Source organism: Pseudomonas syringae pv. cilantro (genome assembly GCF_001293775.1).
In the GTDB taxonomy this organism is placed as follows: Bacteria; Pseudomonadota; Gammaproteobacteria; order Pseudomonadales; family Pseudomonadaceae; genus Aquipseudomonas; species Aquipseudomonas syringae_P.
The window spans coordinates 601,116-621,472 of the sequence record NZ_LGLN01000033.1 but is presented as its reverse complement, the minus strand read 5'-3'; the positions used below and the strand labels follow the sequence as shown (position 1 = coordinate 621,472).

The following is a 20,357-nucleotide window of genomic DNA, read 5'->3' as shown; positions in this document are numbered from 1 at the left end:
AGAATGTCGCAGGATTCATCGCCTTTTCAAGAGGCTCGTAATCCGGCAACAAATACCGTACCGGCGATCAGGCCTTGGCGCGGAACAACAAACTGTTCGCATCACTCAGGCTATCGGCCAGTTTCAGGATTTCTGCATTGGGAATCTGCCTGACTACTTCGCCGGAGTCGCTGGCAATCACCTTGACGATCACTTTGCCAGAGTCTTCGTCGATCGAGAACTCGAGATTACGATTCACCGTATGAAAGAATTTCTGGATATCCTCGGCCGCCGCCTTGACCTTGGCGTCGTCCGGAAAACCCTCTTTATCCTTAGGCAGATCAGAACCTTTACTTTCCGCCGTGGCAGCAACACGCTCTACGGGCCTGGCATCGGCAGGCTTATCGACCGACGGGTCGGCCACAACGGCCTGACTTGCCGGTTGAACGGCCGGATAAGACAAGGTCAGCTTCACACTCATATCCATGACCATCACCTCTGAAAGTAAAAAAGCGAGAGAGCACTGTTAAGCACTCCCCCGCTAAAACTCATGCCGATATTACTGAAGCAGTTTCAGTACAGCGGATGGCAGCTGGTTAGCCTGCGCCAGAACAGAGGTGGAAGCCTGTTGCAGAGTCTGTTGCTTGGTCAGCTGTGCAGTTTCCGCAGCGAAGTCAGTATCTTCGATACGGCTCAGTGCCATGCTGGCGTTAGCGCTGATGTTCTGCAGGTTGGAGACGGTGCTGACCAGACGGTTTTGTACAGCACCCAGATCGGAACGAGTGTTGTTGATGGTCGACAGAGCCGAGTCGATCGCAGCGATGGCGGCGGAGAAGTTGGTCTCTGCAGCGGCGCTGTCGGAACCGACGATGGTGATTGCCGAACCGACACCCATGGTGTCTGCGTCAAAGCTGGCGCTCAGGGTTACAGAGATCTGGTTCGCAGCGCCAGAGTCGGAGCCTACCTGGAAAGTCATGGTGCTGGCCGAACCGTCAAGCAATTTCTTACCGTTCAGGTTAGTACTGTCAGAGATACGGGTCAGTTCCGAGCTCATCTGCGCGAATTCTTTGTTCAGCGCATCACGACCTTCCGGGCTGTTACTGTCGTTTCGCGACTGAACAGCCAGTTCACGCATACGTTGCAGAATGCTGACCGACTCTTGCAGCGCGCCTTCAGTGGTCTGCAGGATCGAGATACCGTCGTTGGCGTTTTTTATCGCCATGGTCTGGCCACGGATCTGCGAGTTGATCTTGGTCTGGGTTACGCTGCCGCCCGCGTCATCTGCAGCGGTGATGATTTTCTTACCGGTAGACAGACGTTCCATCGATTTCGACAGCGCGTCAGAAGCTCGGCCCAGGTTCTTCTGGACGTTCAACGATGTTACGTTGGTGTTTACTGTTAAAGCCATGATGAATTCCTCGGTGGTTTGGTACTACGTGGCTTCCGGCCCCTGCAAGCGCCGGGTGTGCCTAGAGAACCTTCGTAATAGTTATCGTCGCAATAGCAGGTTGCTTGAGCGTTTTTTTTTAATATTTTGCCATCACACTGCCACCCCTTATAAAACAAGGGTTTGGCGCATAACCATGCGCCTGAAAAGCGAGAAATTCATCGATACTAAGAGGGGGAGACAAGCGAGGTCGCTGCGGGCCGAAGTTCAAACTGTGACGTGGATCACTCTTTAATATAAAAGCGCCTGAGGAATAATCCGCAGGCGCTTGTTTGTCAGGCTTGTCGACTCAGCCTTTATAGATAATGGCAGAGCCCCAGGACAGTCCTACCCCAAAGCCACTCAGGGCGACTCGGTTCCATGAAGAGCCCAGTACGTGCTTTTCAATCAGCAGCGGAATGCTCGAAGACACGGTATTGCCGGTCTCGACCATGTCCTTGAGAAACTTCTCGGGCTTGTCTTCGAAACGGCGCGCAACGGCGTCGACAATTGCGGCACTGCCTTGGTGAATGCAAAAAGCATCGATGTCGTCAGGCGTCAGGTTCGACTCGGCCAACAGCTCATGCAAATGAGCGGGCACTTTCAATAAGGCAAAATTGAATACCTGACGGCCGTTCATGAAGAAAATGCCGTTGCTGACCTTGAGGTGCGGCGCGCCGGAACCGTCGGTGCCGAACTTCGCCTTGCCCAATTGCCAGTCAGCGCCCTCGCCCATCCAGGTGGCGGTGGCTGCGTCGCCGAACAGCATGGTGGTGTTGCGGTCTTCCGGGTCGACAATTTTCGAATACGGGTCGGCGGTGATCAGCAGACCGTTCTTCAGGCCTGCCGCCTCCATGAAGCCCTTGAGCGCATAAATACCGTAGACATAGCCGGAACAACCCAGCGAAATATCGAACGCGGCGACATTGGTCGACAGGCCCAGTTTGTCCTGGACGATGGCCGCGGTATGCGGCAAGCCTTCCTCGTCGCCGTTCTGGGTGACGACGATCAGCACATCAATGCTTTCGCGCTGAAGCTGCGGGTTGTTGGCAAACAGCGTATTGGCCGCTTCAACGCACAGATCGGAGGTTTCCTGGCCAGCGTCTTTGCGCGGCAGGAACGTGGAGCCAATCTTCCCGAGGATGAAGTCTTCATCCTTGCCGAATCTGGCGCCTTGAGCGTAGTTATCAACGCCTGCAACAGGCACGTAACTCGCTATGCTTTTAATGCCAATCATCATGGCTTCCCGATGAGTAAACAGGTCATTTTCCGTCCTGACAAAATCAGGGCGCTACCGAATAGAGGTGATTTACAGACATTTTCAGGGCGCTTGGCAGGTTAAAGCAAGTCAGGCGCATGTCGCTCCCTGTAACACACTACAGTGAAGATGCACTTTATGACCTGCAGGTCACTCAAGTTTTGCATGCTTTGCGATAATTTGCGTCGGGGAAAAGCGCGCGGAAACCTGAGAGGCGGCCCCCTGCGAAGAGGTTTACAAAGCAGTGAACCGGCCGCAATGCAGCCGGTTTCACAAACGCAGGTGACTCAGCCAGCCAGGGTAAAACCCGGACCGTCGAGATCCAGATTAGCGTTGTAGGCTTCATCCTGCGCGAACTGCGCCGACCATTTGTGCATCAGCGCAGTGCGCGCGTGCTCCGGCGCATGCACGATACCGGAATGCACCACTTGAACATGCGGCGTCCACACGGTGAGGTAACCGGCCTGTGCGGCCTTGAGGCACAGATCCACATCGCCCAGCGCTTCAGCGAATGCATCCTCGTCCAGCCCACCCAGCCCGTTGTACAGTTCCTTGGCAATCATCAGGCACGCCGATGAAACGGCGGAATAATTCTGCTCCACCACCAGGCGCTGCATGTAGCCGCTGGACGTCTTCGATTCGCCGACAAAGCCCGAACCCACGCCGCCATTGAGGCCCAGAATCAGGCCGGCCTGCGTCACGGCGCCTTCACGGTCAACCAGCTTGGCGCCCACCACACCCACTTCCGGACGTTGCGCCTGATTGAGCAGAGATTCGATCCAGCCGACGTTGACGATCTGACTTTCCGCATCCAGCAGGATCAGGTATTCGCCCGTGGCTTCCTGACTGATCTGGTTGCGCAGGGCTGCCGGGCTCATGCGCTGTTCGGCGCGGAACACGCGCACGCGACCGGAAACCTGCTCCTGCCTGTCGAGCCAGGTCGACAGTTCGGCCGACGTGCTGGCGTTGTCACCGATCAGCACTTCGTAACGCTGATAACGGGTCCGCTGCAGGACGCTTTGCAGGCAGCGTTGCAAGTCAGCCAGGTTGTCCTGGCTGTGCAGAAGGATCGACACCTGCGGCCGATGGGTGTGGCGATAATCGATCTTGTAAGTGCCGGGCTGCACTGAAGTGACTTCAGCCTGATAACCCCGCTTGCCAAGGTGGCGCTTGAGCGCTTTCTGTTCGTCGGGATTGTCTTCCAGCGCAGGGGCATCACACATCAGCAGCGGCTCGCTGAGGTGGGCCAGGCCGCTCATGCCGCCCAGTTCGATCAAGCGCAGCAACAGATCGAATTCGAGCGCTTTGGGTAATTCACGCGAATAGCCGCCCGCCTCCACCAGCACTTCGCGGCGGATCAGCCAATGGCGCGCCATCAGGGCGGGCAGGCTTTGCAGCAGGTCAAGGTTGAAACCCGGGCGGAACACCGGGGCCAGGGTGCCGTTGGATTGACGCTGAATCTCGTCGACCGCCACTGCACGGCACTCGGCCGCGTCAACCAGCTCGGCACTGGCCAGCAACAGGCCGCTGCGGGTGAACTCTTCACCGGCCTGGGCGAGCATCAGCCAGTCGCTGGGGGACTGCTTGATGATCTGGTTGATCTTGTCGACGTAATTGCTTTCGGTGACCTTCACAAAATGCAGGGTGTTGTGCAGTGTGGTGACTGCCAGCAACTCTCCCGTCGTGAACACCACCACTTTGAACGCCTTGTAATGGCTGTTGATCAGGCTGTCGAACGTTGCCTGTAGCTTCAACATATCTGCGTCCAGGTCCAGCAGCAAAATACCGATCTGCGAGCCGGTCGGTGCACTGGCGAGCTTTTCGGTGATCTGCTTGACGGCGTCGGGGGCCGGATTACGCGAATCGAGCCAATTGAGCAGTCGGCCAGAGGCCATACCGTCGAGCAGTCGACCGTTGTCGAAACCGGATGCAGCCTGCAGACGCTGGCCCCAGGCAGAAACAAGCGCAAGCTGCTCTTCGCTGTGTTTGTCGTCTTTGCTGCTGCTCAATTCACTGGCAAGGCTCTGTACGACGCCCAGATTGAACGCATAGGTCTCGTACGCCTGCCACAGACGGCTGAGTTTCGTTTCAGCATCCGGATTGCTTTGCTCACGCAGCAACTCGGCTTGCTTGAGCAGAGCCGCTTCAAGCGCCTCCATCTGCAAGCGGCCTGCCGGCATGACGTGAATCAAGAATTCGATGCGGGCCAGCTCGTCGAACAGCGGCTGATTGTAAAACGGCAGTTCGACAAACTGCCGAGCCTCGAACAACGCGTCCGACTGCTCAAGGGCAACGTTCCAGACCGCACTGATGAGTTTTTCATCCGCCTGAAAACCCTCAGTCTTGAGACGTTCGGCCATGGCGGCGAGTCCGGCCAGGATGTTCTGTAGGCCCTGCGTGCCGGCGAAACCCGATTCGTCGCCCAACACCGAAAGCAGTTTTTTGGCAAATGCCTCTCGGGTCGCCTTGGCTTTGGGATCGACATGCCTGACCGCAGCGACAATGCCCGCGCCACGGCGCAGCTCTGCGTCCTTGCCCGGCGTAAAATGCAGGGCATACGGAATCGGCAGAATGCGCAGCCGCGCAGCCGCCGCCAGATAATTCATGTAACCGATTTCCTGCCAGTGCAGCTCGGTGTCTCCGGCAACCGAAGCGAACCACTGCTGCGCCAGTTCAGTCCGCGTCACTGCACTGAGCAAGGACAGGCCCTGGCCCATGAAGCTCGACACCCGCTCGCCAGCGTCATCGGACGCGTAGTCTTCGCAGGTCTTACGATCGCGACGGAAATAATCCACTTTATCGACATGGGCTTGATAGCTCAGGCTGTAGCCCTGGCAGGCGCCATAAGTCTGATTGGCTTCAAGAAAGCTCAAGGCGGCACTCAATGCATCTGCCAGCAGGAAGCTGTCGACCGGCGCCTGGACCACAAACGGTGTGGTGACATGCTTGAGGCCCTCAGCAATCCTGGCGCTGAGGCTGGCATCGGTCAGCGCGGCGTGTTGCACGTAATGCAGGCCGGAGGTGCCCGCGATATGGGCATCCGGCTGAGCGGATGCGTCGACCACCACCACGCTGCATGGAAAGTCACTGTAATACTTCAAGGCGCGGCGCAGGAAATCCGGCTGGTCCTTGGCCATCAACAGCAGGGTCAGACGCTGATTCAGAGCGGTGTGTTGATGTCCCGAATGGTTTTGCATGATCTTTCCTTATAACGAATCGAGTGCGCCTTCAACCCGTACCGGCATTGAAGCAAGAGCGTAACGTGGCGTCAGCCAGCCATCCGCTGACGCGTGATCAAACGATCGGATCAGTCCGGCAGCCAGCCGTTGGCCCAATATTGCAGGTTTTCACCGCGCAGCATGAAGTCGCGTAACACTGTCTCGCGCAGTTCGTCGCCCATACGGTAACTGGCATCGGGATCGGAGAGGTGCATGCGAATCGCCTGCAACCACTCGTCCGGGCTGTTGGTGTACACGCGGGTGGCCGGCAGATGGCCGCGGTAGGCCTCGGTGTCGGAGCAAATGACCGGGTAACCGCACGCGCCGTATTCCAGCAGCCTTAGATTACTCTTGCAGTCGTTGAAGATATGGAATTCCAGCGGCGCCAGTGCCAGATCGAGATTCAGGCTGGCCAGCTTGGCCGGGTAGGTTTTCAGGCTGACCCCCGGGTGGAACTCATGGATGTAAGGTTTGAGCAGATCCGGGCACATGCCGAAGAACACCCACTCGACTTCATCAGCCAGTTCGCGCACCACATCGGCAATCAGCTCCAGGTCGCCCCGATGGCTGGTGCCGCCGCCCCAGCCGATACGCGGCTTGCCGGAACTGCGGCGCTGACTTCTGAGGTTGCTCCACAGTTGGGTCGCCAACATGTTCGGCACCACTCGGATATCGCTGTGCATGCTCGACAGCACCTCGGCCAGCGGATGTGTCGACACCACCACGCGGTCACACAGGCCGATACCCTTGCGCAGCATCGTGCCGATATTGTCCGGCATGTTGCGCTTGTGCTCGTTGCGCTCGGGTACATCGGCAATGTAATCGTCGAGTTCGAAAATACGCATGGCGTTCGAGTAGTTCTTTGCCAGCTCGATATCCGGAACCTTGGCTTCGGTGTAGCGGCCCTGAAAGACAATCACGTCGGGAGACTGGCGCTCTATCTCTACCGGCGATGCGGTCTCGTAGGTCATGCGACCCACTACCCGCCCGGCGGCCATCAGCTCCAGCAGTGGCTGGCTGACCCGGTAATGCCCCACTGCCGAAGAGTTGACCGCCATGCCGAGAATGGATGGCAGATGACGGCTACAGAACGGATCCCAGCCCACCAGCAGACCAGGGTTAAGAGCGAACGACAGCGTTTCGTTAAGGTGCAGATTGGGGTTGTATGCCTGATCTCTGGCCATTTTCGGTAGCCACTTCAAGAAGAACGATTTCTGCTCGTTATCGAGTGCCTGACGGGACGTCTCGTCACGTGCAGCGGCAACAGGCTCAGCCAGTACCAACGAGGAATCAGGTGTGCCGACGATCAGGTAACCCTCGCGCCCGACCCGCAGGCACAGGTCAAGATCCTGCAGCCCCTGAGTGAAGGTCGCGGCTTCCATCTCGCCCACAGCGTCGAACACCTCTTTGCGCACCATCAGGCAATTGCCGCTGACCGCACTCCAGTTCTGCGTCAATTGCAAGCGCTGCATATAGCCGCGCGCGCCCGCAGGAAAGTTGATGAAAGGCCGCCCGGCCAGACCGTCCATGCCCATCACCATGCCTGCGTACAGAATAGTGCCCTGCGGGTTGAGAATACGCGGGCCGACGATGCCGACTTCCGGGCGCTGGGCATGGCTGACCATTCCCTGCAGCCAGTCGGCCTGATAAATAACGGCGTGCGGGCTGAGCATCAGCAGGTAGTCACCACGGGCATGACGGGCAGCATGGTTCTGCGCCGCGGCTTGGCTGCCCGCGTCAGACAACGAGAGAATCTGCAGCTTGTCACTGCCCAACTGGCCCATTGCTGCAAACCAGGCTTGCGCATCGACGCTTGCGCTGGCGTTGTTGACGATCAGCACTTCGTAATGCGGGTAGCTTGTGTTGCTGAGAATACTGTCCAGACAGCGCTCCAGAGCAGTCAACTGATCCTTGGCGGTGATGATGATCGACACCAGCGGCAGCGAAGGATGCAGGTATTCGATGCGGTTCAGCAGCGGCAGATGATCATGGTGAATCACATGCTCCCTGCCGATACGCGTCAGGTGCGCCGATACCAGCGATTCGTTGTGTTCGATGACCTGAGGCAGCGACAGCCAGTCGGCAAACGCCAGGCGCGATTCGACCTGCACTTCGGCGATGTGCTCGATGGTCTGTGGCCCGGCACCCTCGACCAGACGCCAGATGACATCATGCGGGGCCAGCTCATCGTGGGCCGGATCGAACCCGCCCATGTCCAGCAAGTTGCGGCGCTCGAACGCCAGCGTGCGCCCGACATAAGGATAGGCGCGCAGCAGGTCGAGATTGAAACCGGGTTTGAAAATCGGCTCTCTGGATTCGTCGTCGACCAGCGCCCCTTCATCGCTGTAGATGCACAACAGGCCGGAGGTCTGCGCGATGCGCTCGGCCAGCACCAGCAGCGCAGACTGTGTCAGTCGGTCGCCGGCCCGCAGCAGATAAACCCAGTCGGCGCTGTCCAGCAGCGGCAATACGTCATTCAACTGCCGCGACCAGTCCGGCTGCAGGGAAAAACGCAGCACCTGCGGATCATCAATGCTGGCATTGGTCAGCACGACCACTGAGTCGGCGGCGTAATCCTGTTCGGCAATGCTGCGCAACGTGATGTCCAGCCCTTCGGCGTCGCCCTCGGGATCGATGATCACCGGGACAATGCGCGGCTGCCAGGCCCAGCTTCCGATGCGTCGCTCGAGCAGCTTCTTCTGCGGAGCAGAAAATTGGCGGCACGACAGCCACTCGGCGTACAGTTCTGCGTAGCTGTCGCTGCGGCTGCCGACCCGGCTCATCATGACGCCTTGACGACTGGCCATCACCCCATAAAGGCCGACCTCATCCCACTCGCGCGGCTCTTCGAGCGCCATTCGCAATGGCAGGAAACGAACCCAGCCGTCGGCAGGTGCGCCTTCGCCACTGCGCGCCTTGAGCATTTCGTTCAGCCAGCCCCATTCGGTGGTAGCTTTTTGCAGCATGTCTGGCCGACTGCTGAAGCGACCCGGGTATAGCCGCTCGACGCTCTCGACATTGTTCAGCACAATCAGGTTGCCACGTCGCAGCAGGCAGATAAACAGCGTGAAATCCAGCAATGCGAAAAAGCCCTGCCCTGGCACAGCAAGGGACGGCAGGTATTCCAACACGTCGGCACGGCGCATCAGCGCGCCGCTGAAACCGCCCAAATAGTTGCGCGGCGTGCGCTCGAAAATTGCCAGCATGTCCTCGCCTTTGAACACGGCGTCGTACGGCACCAGACCGACGTTCTCCATGCGCGCCGGCAATACATAGTCATCGACGTCCACCAGATGGCGTTTGCTGACGACCAGCTGAACATCCTTGTAAGTATCCAGGGTCTGTGCCTGATGTGCGACGCAATGCATATAAAGACGGTCGTCATCGCAGAGAAACTTGATGTACTTGCCGCCAGCCTCTTCCAGGCATTTGAGCAGATTCCCTTGAAAACCCAGGCGTTGAGGATTGCCTACGTAACGCGCATGATCAGTGTCCGAAGGGACCAACTCGTCAAAAATCGTTTTGATCTCATCGGTACGGCAATCGTCACAGACAATGATTTCGATATTGCTGTAGGTCTGGTCCAGGGCACTTTGCAGCGCAGCACGGAAGAAACGTGGATTGAGAGCGGGGATGACGATACTGACGAGGGGGACTGAATTCACTATTACAGACTCGTGAGCGGCGGAGAACCCGCCAGTCGGCCGGTCCCCCTCACCGCTGATAAAAGACGGCGCATGCTCAACGTCAGGATTCAAAGCTGACTGAACAGGTTCAACTTGGACAGCAGGGTAAACACCTGCTGAGATGCATCCAGCATGGTCTTCTGCAACGTCAGCCGCGTGGTCGCCTCGACGATGTCCGCGTTCACGTAAGTGCCCTGCTCGATCGTGTTGTTGGCTTTGAGCAGCTCGTTGGTGGTGCCTTGCGCACTCGCAGCAAGCTGGCGCGCGCCGCCATTGGCCTTTGCGGTGGAAGCCTGCGCGATGCCACTGGTGATGTTGCCCAGCGCAGAGTCCAGTGAAGCCTGCATCTTTTGTGTCCCCACCAGATCTCCGTCAACCGGCGTCGACAAGGCTTTGATCGCCGCCGTCAGTGTGTTGAGGATGTTCTCGTTCTGGTGAGTACCAGACTCCACGATAAACTGATCACCGGCGGCAGGCGTACCGCTGACATTGAAATTGACCCCGGACGCGTTGGCCGTAGAGCCGCTCATCGTGCCGCTGGACACCGGTTTACTGCTGCTGGTCAAGGGTGACGCAAACAGGTCGTAGTCGGTGGCGCTGGTGAACTTGAGAATTGCGCCGCCAGCAGGAAAGGTATTGTTGAACGCCGTCCGGTCAGCTGCCGTGTTACCCACGGTCGAGCTGCTGATATTGGCGGTAGAGGTGTTACCGGCACTTCGCGACGTCGATACGCTGTCTGGCGTCGAAGCCAGTTGATAGCTGCGATTGGTCAGCGCAGCATCAGCCGTGGCTTGCGAAACCCTGTCAGCCGCTGGCAGGTTGACGTTGAGGGTCATTTCGACACCACGAAAGGTAAACGTCTGCGCCTCGAACGTGCTGTTGCCGAACTTGCCGGCAGACGATGCGTCGGAGCTCACATCGGTGCCGGTGGCATCGGTGATCTTGAACTGCGTACCGCTGAGAAAGGTCAGTGTGTAGGGTTCGCCCGCCTGATAACTCGAGTTATAGGTCGGGGTCGACGTTACCTGGCCAGCACTCAGGCCGATCTTGCCATCGTCGGTCGCCGGAGAAATCAGTGTCGCAGACGTGCGCGTGCTGTTGACCGACTGCTCGAATGCTTCGTAGCCCGTGGTGTTACTGGCCATTACCAGACCATCGCCGACCGCCAGGTTGACGCTGGTCTGATCGCCTTTGTAGCTGTAAAAGCCATCAGCGTTCAGCGAGTAAGGCGGCGTCGAGGACTTGGAACCGGCCAATATGTATTGGCCATTAGGGTCCTTGCTGTTCATGAGCGCCAGAAGCTGACCCTGATACTGTTTGAGCGCCTGAGCCTTGGTGAGACGTTCAGAATCGGTATTGACGCCGTTGGACGCTGATATGATCTCTTCACGAGCAGACTGCATGGTATCGATGATACTGGTCAATGCCGTCTCGGTACTGACCACGTTGGTATTGATCGTGCCTATGTTGGCCGCGTACTGGGTCAGCATGGAGTTCTGCTGAGCCAGTTGCAGAACGCGGGAAGCACCCACCGGATCATCGCTCGCGGTATTGAGCTTGATACCGCTGGAAACTTCTTCGCTGGTCTTGTTGAGGTTTGCGTAGTTACGCTGATAATTGGCGTTCGTGGCTTCGTAGAACTGGGTAGTCGAGATACGCATGGCTCACGATTCCTTAAAGGCTGTTGATCAGCGTGCTGAAGATGGTTTGTGCCGCCTTGATGATTTGCGATGAGGCGGTGTAGTACTGCTGATACTTGATCAGGTTGGACGCTTCTTCATCCAGCGACACGCCCGACACCGAATCGCGTGACGCTTTGGCCTGACCGACAACGGCCGCTGTGGCCGTGACATCGTTCTTGCCTTGGCTTGCCAGCGTGCCGACGACAGAAACCAGATCAGCGTAGGAGCCGGACAGGCTGGTACCCGCGCCGCCATTGGCGACGCCGACAGTCTTGGCGGTCTGCAAGCCGACCACTGCCAGCGCGTTGCGGTTGTCGGACGAGCCCGAACCGGTGATGCCTACGCTGAACGTATCATTGACGACCGGCGAACCGGAAATGGTCATTTCCAGTTGAAACGCAGTCTTGCTGCCAGGCGTTGTCGTGGTATCGGTGTAGCCGACGTTCAGTTTGAGCGTGTTGGTCTGGCCCTGAATGATCGAACCGCCTACGGCGTTACCGTTCTGATCGAGCACTGCGCCGCCACTCGCATTGATCAGGCTGTAGCTCTGCACGCCAGTGCTGCTGACCGCGCCCATCACCAGCTTCATGGGGGTGGAATCTTTGAGCGCGTTGCGCAGATCGGCGGTTCGGGTGCTGCTGTAGATATCTGACTTGGTGTTCAGTACCGGCTGGGTAAAACTGCCGGTACCGGCGTTGCTGGCACCCGCTGTCGCCGTCAAAGGCGCGGCGGCCGCGATATCCTTGGCGTCGGTCATGACCACGGAGATCCCCGAGGCGCCGGTGCGTGTCGGTATGACCTTGAAGCTGTCGCCGGCCGCCAGGGTATTGCCGTTGAGGCTCACACTGAAACCGTCGAACTGCTTGGGCGGATTGTCACTCAACGCACCGGCACCGACGCTCTCGCCATTAGGCAGACGACGCACTGTGAAATTGGAGGTGTCGCTGAAGGTGACTTCGTAATCGTCGGCCGTCAGCTTGCTGGTATCGCCAATCGTCACGTTCAGGTTGCCGGAGCCAAGGCTGTTGGCGGTCTTGCCGATGCTGCGCTGGCTAATCGCATCCGCGCTGTTGATACTCGAATACAGGTTCGAACCGAAATTGCCCTTGCTGTCGATACCCTGGTTCAACTGGCTGTTGACCTGGTCCGAGAGCACCATCGCCGTACGGCCAAGCTCGTTGGTTGCCGGCACCAGCACTTCGTTGCGATAACGCAGCAGACCGCCAATCGAGCCGCCAGTGATGACCGAGGTCACGTCTGTCTGGGTCTGACCGTAGGCAACCTGCACATTGAACTGCAACGGGTCGGAAGGGCTCGGCGAGGCCGACATCTTGTAAGACGTCCCGCCACTCACCAGTGATTGTCCGGTGCCAGTATAGAGATCGTAATTGCCGTTGTTCTCGACAACCTTGACGCCCACCAGCTCGTTGAGCTGACGCACCGCTTCGCTGCGTGAATCCAGCAGCGTATTGGGCGTGGAGTTGCCCACCGACGCCTGAGTGATCTGCTTGTTAAGGCCCGCCACCGTGTTGGTCAGCTCATTGACCTGCTTGGTGAAGGTGGTGAGCTGAGCATTGACGTTGTCGTTCTGCGAGGACAACTGCGACGCGACCGAGTTGAAACGCGCACTCAATGCGCCCGCCTGGGTCAGGAACGACGAGCGATCCGAAGCCTGGGTGGCGTTGGTGGCGATGCCCTGCATTTTGGAGAAGAAGTCTGCCAGCTGCACGGCGACGCCCGACGCATTGTCGGACAGCAAGGTGTCCGTCTTGCCGGCCTGACCGGAGTAAGCGACAGCGTCCGCGCTGAGGGCGGTGCTCGATTGCAATTGGGTGTCCAGGTAGCTGTTGTAGATGCGACGCACGTCGGACAGCGTGGTGCCGGTACCAAGGTAGCCGACACCCTGACCCAGAGCGATCTGCGCCGACGCTGTGGTCAGTACCTGCTGACGCGAGTAACCCGCGGTATCCACGTTGGCCGTGTTGTTACCGATGGTATTGATCGCAGCGCTACTGGCATTGATACCTGAGAGCCCAATTGAAATCAGCGACATGATTAAAACCTTATAAAGTCGTGGAAGAGCCCGTTGCAGCGGCGTACGTCTGGTAACTCTTCATCTGCTTCGCAATCTGCGAAATCTTGCTGGCGTAGTCCGGGTCGGTGGCGTAACCAGCCTTCTGCAATTCTTTTACAAACTGTTCCGGTTTATCGGCCGAGTTGACCACTTCTTTATAACGATTGTTGTTCTGCAGCAGACTGACCAGGTCGTGAAAGCTGTCGGCATAGGAGCCGTAGGACCGGAAGTCCGCCGTTTCCTTGACCATCTTGCCATCACGGAACTCGCTGGTGATGGCGCGTGCTTCTGCACCTTTCCAGCTGCCTGCGGCCTTTATGCCGAACAGGTTGTGGCTGCTGCTGCCATCCTGTTGACGCATGATCGATTTGCCCCAGCCGGTTTCCAGCGCAGCCTGCGCCACCAGCATGACCGGATCGACGCCGATCCGCGCTGCGGCTTCCTTGGCCAGCGGCAACATGGTCTCGACGAACTGATCGGCGTTGCTGAACGCACGCTTGGCCGGCGCCAGTGGTGGCTGGGCCATCGAGCGCACGTATTGCGGCGCAGGCGCCAGGTTGGGGTCGAGCGTCCAGTCGCCATTGTTGCCCGTGCTGCCGGACGCTGCGCGAGCCGGTGCAGGGCTGTTGCTCACAGCGGTGGCAGCCGTAGGCACGATACCGGCCAACAGTCGATCAGTCAGCTTGCTCGGCAAGGACAGACGACGCGAATTGAGCGCCGCCATGTCGTTGCGGCCTTCGCCGGTAGCCGACGCAGCGGTAGCCGCCTGATCCGCCGCCGCCGAACGCGTCGCCCACAGCGGACGCTGGTAGATACTGGTCGCCAGACCGGTCTTGGCTGGTGTGGCGTCTGTCGCCATTGCAGCCTTGGCGGCGTCGGTCGGATCGGTCGGGGCGGCGTGGTGGATGCCCTTGTCTTTCGACAACTGACGCATCAGCACGTCCTGCAGACCAATGCCGTTGCCACGGGTGGACAGCGTGACCGCCAGTTGCTGGTCATACATGTCCTGATACTGCCGCGTCGCCGCGGTGTTCATCGGGTTGTCCTTGGCCAGCACTTCGTTGGCCGAGCGCATGGCCTTGAGCATCTGACTGACGAACAGCGATTCGAACTCGCGGGCCACCTTCTTCTGGTTTTCCACACTGTCCTTGTCGCCATGCTTCAGCGCCGCCAGACGGTTGACGTCGGTGTAGGCACCGGAGTCGACCGCTGAAGAAATTCCGCCCTTTGGCATGTCCATGCGCGAGTCCTCAGATGACGATCAGGTCGGCTTGCAGCGCGCCGGCCTGTTTCAGGGCTTCGAGGATGGCCATCAGGTCGCCGGGCGCAGCGCCCACCTGATTGACCGCACGAACGATCTCATCCAGCGTGGTGCCTGGACCAAACTTGAACATCGGGTGCAGCTCCTGCTGGGCATTGACTCGCGAGCGCGGCACGACCGCAGTCTGACCACCGGACAAGGCGCCCGGCTGGCTGACAATCGGGTCTTCGGTGATGGTCACGGTCAGGCTGCCGTGCGTCACAGCGGCCGGCGACACCTTGACGTTCTGGCCGATCACAATCGTGCCGGTCCGCGAATTGATAATGACCTTGGCAGCGGTCTGGCCCGGATCGACTTCCAGATTCTCCAGGATCGACAGGTAGTCGACACGCTGGCCCGGATCGAGCGGCGCAGTCACACGCACCGAACCGCCGTCCAGCGCCTGAGCAACGCCCGGGCCGAGCAAATCGTTGATCTTGTCCACGACGCGCTTGGCGGTGGTGAAGTCGGAACGGTTCAGGTTCAGGGTCAGGGTGTTGCCCTGATTGAAGCCGCTCGGCACCGAGCGCTCGACCGAAGCACCACCAGGAATACGCCCCGACGACGGCACGTTGACGGTGATTTTCGAACCGTCACGGCCTTCCGCATCGAAACCGCCAACCACCAGGTTGCCCTGAGCGATGGCGTAGACGTTACCGTCGACACCTTTCATCGGCGTCATCAACAAAGCACCGCCGCGCAGGCTCTTGGAGTTACCGATCGAGGACACGGTGATGTCGACCGTCTGACCCGGTTTGGCGAACGCAGGCAGATCCGCGTACACCGCAACCGCCGCGACGTTTTTCAGCTGCACGGTGCCGGAACCGGCGGGCACCTTGATACCGAACTGCGACAGCATGTTGTTGAAGGTCTGCAGCGTGAAGGGCGTCTGGGTGGTCTGGTCACCCGTACCGTTGAGCCCCACCACCAGACCGTAGCCGATCAATTGGTTGGCCCGCACGCCGGAGATGCTCGCGATGTCCTTCAGGCGCTCGGCATGGACGCCGAACGCTGTGGACAACAACAAGGTCGCCGCTATCAGTTGCTTGAGCTTGATCATGTTTATCCCGCTATCAGAAAGGGAACAACGGGCTGAGGAAGAACCGGTCGAACCAGCCTGGCTGGCTGGTATCGGCGAAGGCTCCGGTCCCCGAATAGGTAATACGTGCATCGGCAATACGTGTGGACGACACGGTGTTGTCAGTCGCAATGTCATCGGCGCGAACCAGCCCGGCGATCCGTACCAGTTCGTCACCGGTATTGAGCGTCATCCACTTCTCGCCGCGTACCGACAGAATGCCGTTGGGCAGCACATCCGCAACCGTCACGGTGACCGAACCGGTCAGGCTGTTGCTCTGTGCGGCCTTGCCGTCGCCATTGGTGGTGCGAGCACCGTTGTAGCCGGCGTTCAGGCTCAGGTCGTTACCGCCAATCGGGTTGTTGGTGGTCAACCCCGAACCGAACAACGAGGTCAGGCCGATACTGTTGGTGCTGTTCTTGGACATTGCAGACGTCGCCGCCTTGCTCGCCGCCATACGCTCGGAAAGCGTGATGGTGATGATGTCGCCGACCCGGAACGCTTTGCGGTCGCCATAGAGATTCTGCTCGAAGCCGGCCTGATAGATCGCGCCATTGTTCGAAGCCGCCGACATGGGCGTGCGTGGTAACACCGGAGCGTAATAAGGGTCATTGGGCTTGGCCGTCGGCGCAACGCAGCCAGACAGCAGGGTGATCCCGCACAATGAAGCGATCAACACTGAAAAACGCGGAACACTAAGGCGCTTCATGACACTTGAAACCTCGCGGTGTAACAGGCGCTTATCAAGGCGCCCCTTCGGATTGAGCGGTTTTGCCGGCATCAGCGCCTTACAGGTTCTGAGTCAGGTTCTGCAGCATCTGGTCAGCGGTGGAGATCACTTTGGAGTTCATCTCGTAAGCGCGCTGGGTAGTGATCATGTTGACCAGTTCCTCGACCGTGCTCACGTTGGAGTTTTCCAGGGTGTTCTGCAGGGTCGGACCCAGGCCGTTGAGGCCCGGTGTGCCGATCTGCGGCGCGCCGCTCGAACCGGTTTCCAGATAAAGGTTGCCGCCGATGGCCTGCAGGCCGGCCGGGTTGATGAAGTCGGCGGTCTGAATGTTGCCGATGATCTGCGGCGTTGCCGTTGCGCCAGCCAGAGTGACCGAAACCGTACCGTCCTGGCCGACCGTAAAGGTCTGCGCAGCCTGCGGCACGACAATCGCAGGCTCGAGCGCGTAACCATTGGCGGTCACGATCTGACCGTTGGCGTCGAGGTGGAATGTACCGTCGCGGCTATAAGCCACGGTGCCGTCCGGCTGAGTCACCTGAAAGAAACCGCGACCGTTGACCGCCAGGTCCAGCGGGTTGTTGGTGGTTTGCAGGCTGCCGGCCGTGAAGTTCTTCTGGGTGCCGACGATGCGCACACCGGTACCCAGTTGCAGGCCGGATGGCAGCTCGCTGTCCTGAGTGGACTGAGCACCTGGCTGACGCTTGATCTGATACAGCAAGTCCTGAAACTCGGCCCGATCACTCTTGAAACCTGTGGTCGAAACGTTCGCCAGGTTGTTGGAGATGGTGGTCAGGTTGGTGTCCTGAGCGGCAAGGCCGGTTTTGGCGACGTATAGTGCAGGAAGCATGTGTGTTCTCCTCAAGCGCCGGTTTGTCGGCGCAAGCTGTCATTGATTAGCCAAGTTGCAAGACGCGAGCCATCGACTGATCGTCTTCTTCGGCGGTCTTCATCATCTTGACGTGCAATTCGAATTGACGGGACAAGGCCAGCACCGAGGTCATTTCCTCGACTGCGTTGACGTTGCTCGCCTGCAAAAAACCGGACTCGACCTGAACGGTGGCATCGACATCGGCAGGCCGGCCGGTCTTGGTGTGGATCAGGCCGTCAGGGCCCTTCTCCATGGTCTTGAGGTCCGGTTTGACCAGCTTGATGCGGTCGACCTGAGCCATCACCTGCGGACTCTCGCCCAGCGAACGAATACTGATCGTGCCATCGGCGCCGATTTCGATCTGCTGTTGTGGCGGCACGGCAATCGGACCGCCGTTGCCCATTACCGGCAACCCGCTGCCGTCGCGCAACACGCCCAGGGCATCGATGTTCATGCCGGAACTGCGGGTGTAGGCTTCGCCGCCATCGGGTGTCTGCACCGCGATCCAGCCATCACCCTTGATGGCGATGTCCAGCTCGCGGCCGGTCTGAACCATGGCACCGCCGGAAAAGTCAGTCCCCGGACGTTCGCTCATGGCATAGGCACGCGATGGCATGACCTCGCCAAACACCGGCATCGAGCGGGCCTGTTCAAGGTCACGCATGAAACCGTTGGTCGAAACGTTTGCCAGGTTGTTGGCGTGAGCCTTCTGCGCAATCGCGTTTTCGGATGCACCGCTCATGGCGACGTAAAGCAACTTGTCCACAGTCTTCCTCCTCCGACAGACGCTTGCCGCCTGTAGCTGTTCTGAAAGGGTTAAAGCAATTTTTGAACCAACTTGTCAGGCCCGATACAAACGCTTGATTTACCAGCAAAAACAGACACTAAGCGTTTGCCTCTCGGCAAAGTGCCACTCAATAGCGGCGGCGGACTGCCGCCCACCTCACGCCAACCCCGACGCAACGCCAAAAAAACTTCGCAGATGCACGCAGACAAGCTGAGCGACAGTGATAATCTGCCTGTCATCACTGACCTCAGCGGGTAATCGCCATGTCTTTTCGCGGCGGCATTGTCGGCCTCGTGGCAGCCAGCCTGACCACTCTCACCCTGCTCGCCCAGGCCGCGCCCGCGCATTACTACAAATGGCAGGGCGACAGCCGGATCGTCTGTGCCCAGACCAGTCCGGGCCCGGGCTGGAAACAATTGAAAGGTCACTTCATCAAAGCCGACTGCTCAATCTGATCAAGTGGACTGAATCAGCGTCTGCATCAGCGTGACCTCGGTGGAAATCGCCTTGGAGTTGGCCTGATACGCCGTCTGCGCCTGAATCAAGGCAATCAGCTCATCCGCCAGCACGACGTTCGAACCCTCCAGCCCGCCACTGACGATGCTGCCCAGCGTACCGACGCCCGGCATATCGTATTCAGCCACCCCGGAATCAGCGGTCGCTGTCCAGCGGGTATCGCTGCGCGGTTGCAAACCATGGGGGTTGGCAAAACTGGCGAGCACGACCTGACCGATGTCCTTGGTCATGCCGTTGGTAAAACCGGCCCGCAAAATGCCGTCGCGCCCGACGTCCAGACTTTTCAGCTCCCCCGCCGAGTTACCGTCCACGTACGCGGAAGAACGTGAGCTGGCGGCGTTGTGCTGAAGCAGATGGGTAAAGTCGATGGTAATGCCGTCGGCACTGCCCGCCGCCCCGTTGGCGATCCAGCGTTCGCGGCTTGTACCTGGATCGACCACCATCGTTGGCGACCAGCCCGTGAGCTGCAGAAGACTGCCATTGCTGCTGTTCAGACCGAGGCTGCCGGTCAGCGACGCCACCGAGCCATGGGCATCGAACACGATATTGGCGGTCAGCGGCGTCGTGGATTCGGGCAGTTGCGGGTTTCGGTCGTCAATCAGCACGTGCATGCGCCAGCTGTTGGTGCCGTCTTTCACGAAATACTGTTTCAGCTCATGCGCATTGCCCTGGCTGTCATAGATCTGATTGCCGAACATTCTGCTGTAGGTGTTCAGGTCTGCGGGATTGAAGTCCGGAACCGGACGGTGCATGACCGCATCGGCAGGATCGAGCAGACTCACCCCGGCATCGTCCAGCGGCAACGAAACCACCCCGCCGTTGGCAGAACCGTTAGCCATCCAAGCGCCATTGACCTGCTTGGCCGGCACCCAGCCCTGCAAGGCAAATTCGTTGTCCGAGACTTTGCGCAGGTGCTGGCTATTGCCGCTGTACGACAGCGAGCCGTCCGGCTTGAGTTCGAGGCTGACCTGCAGCGGCGCCACGCTGTCGGGATCTACCGGGTTACGCCCATCCACCAGCACATGCATGGACCACCGGTTATCTTCGGTCTTGACGAAGTACTGCTTGAGTTCGTGATCGGCGGCGGGCACCGGACTGGCCCCCGCATCCTGGATGGTACGCGTGGTGACCCGCGTGTAGCTCGCCGGGTCGGTCGGGTCGAAAGTCGGCAAGCGGGCGAGCGAAGGCAGCGAGGCGTCCAGATTGATATTTTCAGCCACGCGGGTCGTGGCCCGGGCGGCGACGTTGGACGTGTCGATCTTCAAGTCCGTGCGGATCCCGCGGATAATCTCGCCCCTGTCACTCGCGGCATAGCCCTGCAAGCGTCCACCGTCGCTGTCGACCACGAAATTCTCGGCATCCTTGAGAAAAGCGCCGGCCCGTGTATACGCCAGCGCGCCTTGATCACTGACCACGAAGAAACCATTGCCCTGAATACGCATGTCCAGCGGATTACCGGAGCTGATAACGGTTTCACCCTGATTGAAATTCTGCTGCACCGACGCAAGCCGCACGCCATCCCCGACAGCATTCCCCCCGGCACCCAGTTGCGCAGATGCATACAACGCCGAAAACTGCGCACGCGACGACTTGAAGCCCAATGTGCCGACGTTGGCAATGTTGTTACCCGCCACTTCCAGCCTTTTGTTTGCAGCATGAATACCGCTGATCGCTGTATTGAATGACATGAGTGCTCCCTTGCCTTGACGGCAATTCATAGAGGAGATTTATTCTCACATCATCGTGCGTAGGACG

14 protein-coding genes are annotated in these 20,357 nt (G+C 59.1%); 1 reads left to right on the top strand and 13 read right to left on the bottom strand.

The annotated features are described in order from the left end of the window. Positions 1–67: 67 nt before the first annotated feature. From ABJ99_RS09805 to ABJ99_RS09750, 12 genes are all read right to left on the bottom strand, one after another. Positions 68–466 carry a flagellar protein FlaG gene (locus tag ABJ99_RS09805; protein ID WP_054085647.1) on the bottom strand — a complete coding sequence of 133 codons (399 nt, stop codon included), beginning with the start codon at positions 464–466 and terminating at the stop codon, positions 68–70. A gap of 72 nt (positions 467–538) precedes the next feature. Next, complete coding sequence (locus tag ABJ99_RS09800; protein ID WP_054085646.1) at positions 539–1,387, bottom strand: flagellin domain-containing protein; 849 nt, start codon at positions 1,385–1,387, stop codon at positions 539–541. A 328-nt stretch (positions 1,388–1,715) separates the two neighbouring features. Next, positions 1,716–2,642 carry a ketoacyl-ACP synthase III gene (locus ABJ99_RS09795; RefSeq protein ID WP_054085793.1) on the bottom strand — a complete coding sequence of 309 codons (927 nt, stop codon included), beginning with the start codon at positions 2,640–2,642 and terminating at the stop codon, positions 1,716–1,718. Positions 2,643–2,950: 308 nt separating this feature from the next. Next, positions 2,951–5,860: a TIGR00180 family glycosyltransferase gene (locus ABJ99_RS09790; RefSeq protein ID WP_054085645.1), complete on the bottom strand. Its 2,910-nt coding sequence runs from the start codon at positions 5,858–5,860 to the stop codon at positions 2,951–2,953. A gap of 110 nt (positions 5,861–5,970) precedes the next feature. Next, positions 5,971–9,546, bottom strand: coding sequence for a glycosyltransferase (locus ABJ99_RS09785; protein ID WP_054085644.1), 3,576 nt, complete (start codon positions 9,544–9,546; stop codon positions 5,971–5,973). Between the two features lie 89 nt (positions 9,547–9,635). Continuing rightward, positions 9,636–11,228 carry a flagellar hook-associated protein 3 gene (locus ABJ99_RS09780; RefSeq protein ID WP_054085643.1) on the bottom strand — a complete coding sequence of 531 codons (1,593 nt, stop codon included), beginning with the start codon at positions 11,226–11,228 and terminating at the stop codon, positions 9,636–9,638. A 13-nt stretch (positions 11,229–11,241) separates the two neighbouring features. Further along, a complete protein-coding gene (gene flgK, locus ABJ99_RS09775) occupies positions 11,242–13,302 on the bottom strand; it encodes a flagellar hook-associated protein FlgK (protein ID WP_054085642.1) in 2,061 nt (686 codons plus the stop codon). 10 nt (positions 13,303–13,312) lie between these two features. Continuing rightward, on the bottom strand, positions 13,313–14,563 hold the full coding sequence (gene flgJ, locus ABJ99_RS09770) for a flagellar assembly peptidoglycan hydrolase FlgJ (RefSeq protein WP_054085641.1): 1,251 nt from the start codon (positions 14,561–14,563) through the stop codon (positions 13,313–13,315). Positions 14,564–14,573: 10 nt separating this feature from the next. Then, a complete protein-coding gene (locus tag ABJ99_RS09765; protein ID WP_007252072.1) occupies positions 14,574–15,683 on the bottom strand; it encodes a flagellar basal body P-ring protein FlgI in 1,110 nt (369 codons plus the stop codon). A 13-nt stretch (positions 15,684–15,696) separates the two neighbouring features. Beyond that, positions 15,697–16,410 (bottom strand): flagellar basal body L-ring protein FlgH, encoded by a 714-nt coding sequence (flgH, locus tag ABJ99_RS09760; RefSeq protein ID WP_042914008.1) that lies wholly within the window; start codon positions 16,408–16,410, stop codon positions 15,697–15,699. A 79-nt stretch (positions 16,411–16,489) separates the two neighbouring features. Next, the gene (gene flgG, locus ABJ99_RS09755; protein WP_005890056.1) at positions 16,490–17,278 is read right to left on the bottom strand and encodes a flagellar basal-body rod protein FlgG; all 789 of its coding nucleotides are present in this window, start codon (positions 17,276–17,278) and stop codon (positions 16,490–16,492) included. Positions 17,279–17,324: 46 nt separating this feature from the next. After that, positions 17,325–18,065, bottom strand: a complete 741-nt coding sequence (locus ABJ99_RS09750) for a flagellar basal body rod protein FlgF (protein WP_054085640.1) — start codon at positions 18,063–18,065, stop codon at positions 17,325–17,327. Positions 18,066–18,349: 284 nt separating this feature from the next. On the opposite strand from ABJ99_RS09750, the gene ABJ99_RS09745 reads away from it, so the two are divergent. Next, entirely contained in the window at positions 18,350–18,541 is a 192-nt protein-coding gene (locus tag ABJ99_RS09745; protein ID WP_054085639.1) for a hypothetical protein, read from the top strand. Here the strand turns inward: ABJ99_RS09745 and ABJ99_RS09740 are convergent, their stop codons facing one another. Next, positions 18,542–20,290 carry a flagellar hook protein FlgE gene (locus ABJ99_RS09740; protein ID WP_054085638.1) on the bottom strand — a complete coding sequence of 583 codons (1,749 nt, stop codon included), beginning with the start codon at positions 20,288–20,290 and terminating at the stop codon, positions 18,542–18,544. Between the last annotated feature and the right edge of the window lie 67 nt (positions 20,291–20,357).

Bases quoted from the DNA above. Each gene is read 5' to 3' on its own strand.
- ABJ99_RS09805 (WP_054085647.1), bottom strand. From the start codon at position 466: ATGGATATGAGTGTGAAGCTGACCTTGTCTTATCCGGCCGTTCAACCG.
- ABJ99_RS09800 (WP_054085646.1), bottom strand. From the start codon at position 1,387: ATGGCTTTAACAGTAAACACCAACGTAACATCGTTGAACGTCCAGAAG.
- ABJ99_RS09795 (WP_054085793.1), bottom strand. From the start codon at position 2,642: ATGATTGGCATTAAAAGCATAGCGAGTTACGTGCCTGTTGCAGGCGTT.
- ABJ99_RS09790 (WP_054085645.1), bottom strand. From the start codon at position 5,860: ATGCAAAACCATTCGGGACATCAACACACCGCTCTGAATCAGCGTCTG.
- ABJ99_RS09780 (WP_054085643.1), bottom strand. From the start codon at position 11,228: ATGCGTATCTCGACTACCCAGTTCTACGAAGCCACGAACGCCAATTAT.
- flgK (WP_054085642.1), bottom strand. From the start codon at position 13,302: ATGTCGCTGATTTCAATTGGGCTCTCAGGTATCAATGCCAGTAGCGCT.
- flgJ (WP_054085641.1), bottom strand. From the start codon at position 14,563: ATGGACATGCCAAAGGGCGGAATTTCTTCAGCGGTCGACTCCGGTGCC.
- ABJ99_RS09765 (WP_007252072.1), bottom strand. From the start codon at position 15,683: ATGATCAAGCTCAAGCAACTGATAGCGGCGACCTTGTTGTTGTCCACA.
- flgH (WP_042914008.1), bottom strand. From the start codon at position 16,410: ATGAAGCGCCTTAGTGTTCCGCGTTTTTCAGTGTTGATCGCTTCATTG.
- flgG (WP_005890056.1), bottom strand. From the start codon at position 17,278: ATGCTTCCTGCACTATACGTCGCCAAAACCGGCCTTGCCGCTCAGGAC.
- ABJ99_RS09745 (WP_054085639.1), top strand. From the start codon at position 18,350: ATGTCTTTTCGCGGCGGCATTGTCGGCCTCGTGGCAGCCAGCCTGACC.
- ABJ99_RS09740 (WP_054085638.1), bottom strand. From the start codon at position 20,290: ATGTCATTCAATACAGCGATCAGCGGTATTCATGCTGCAAACAAAAGG.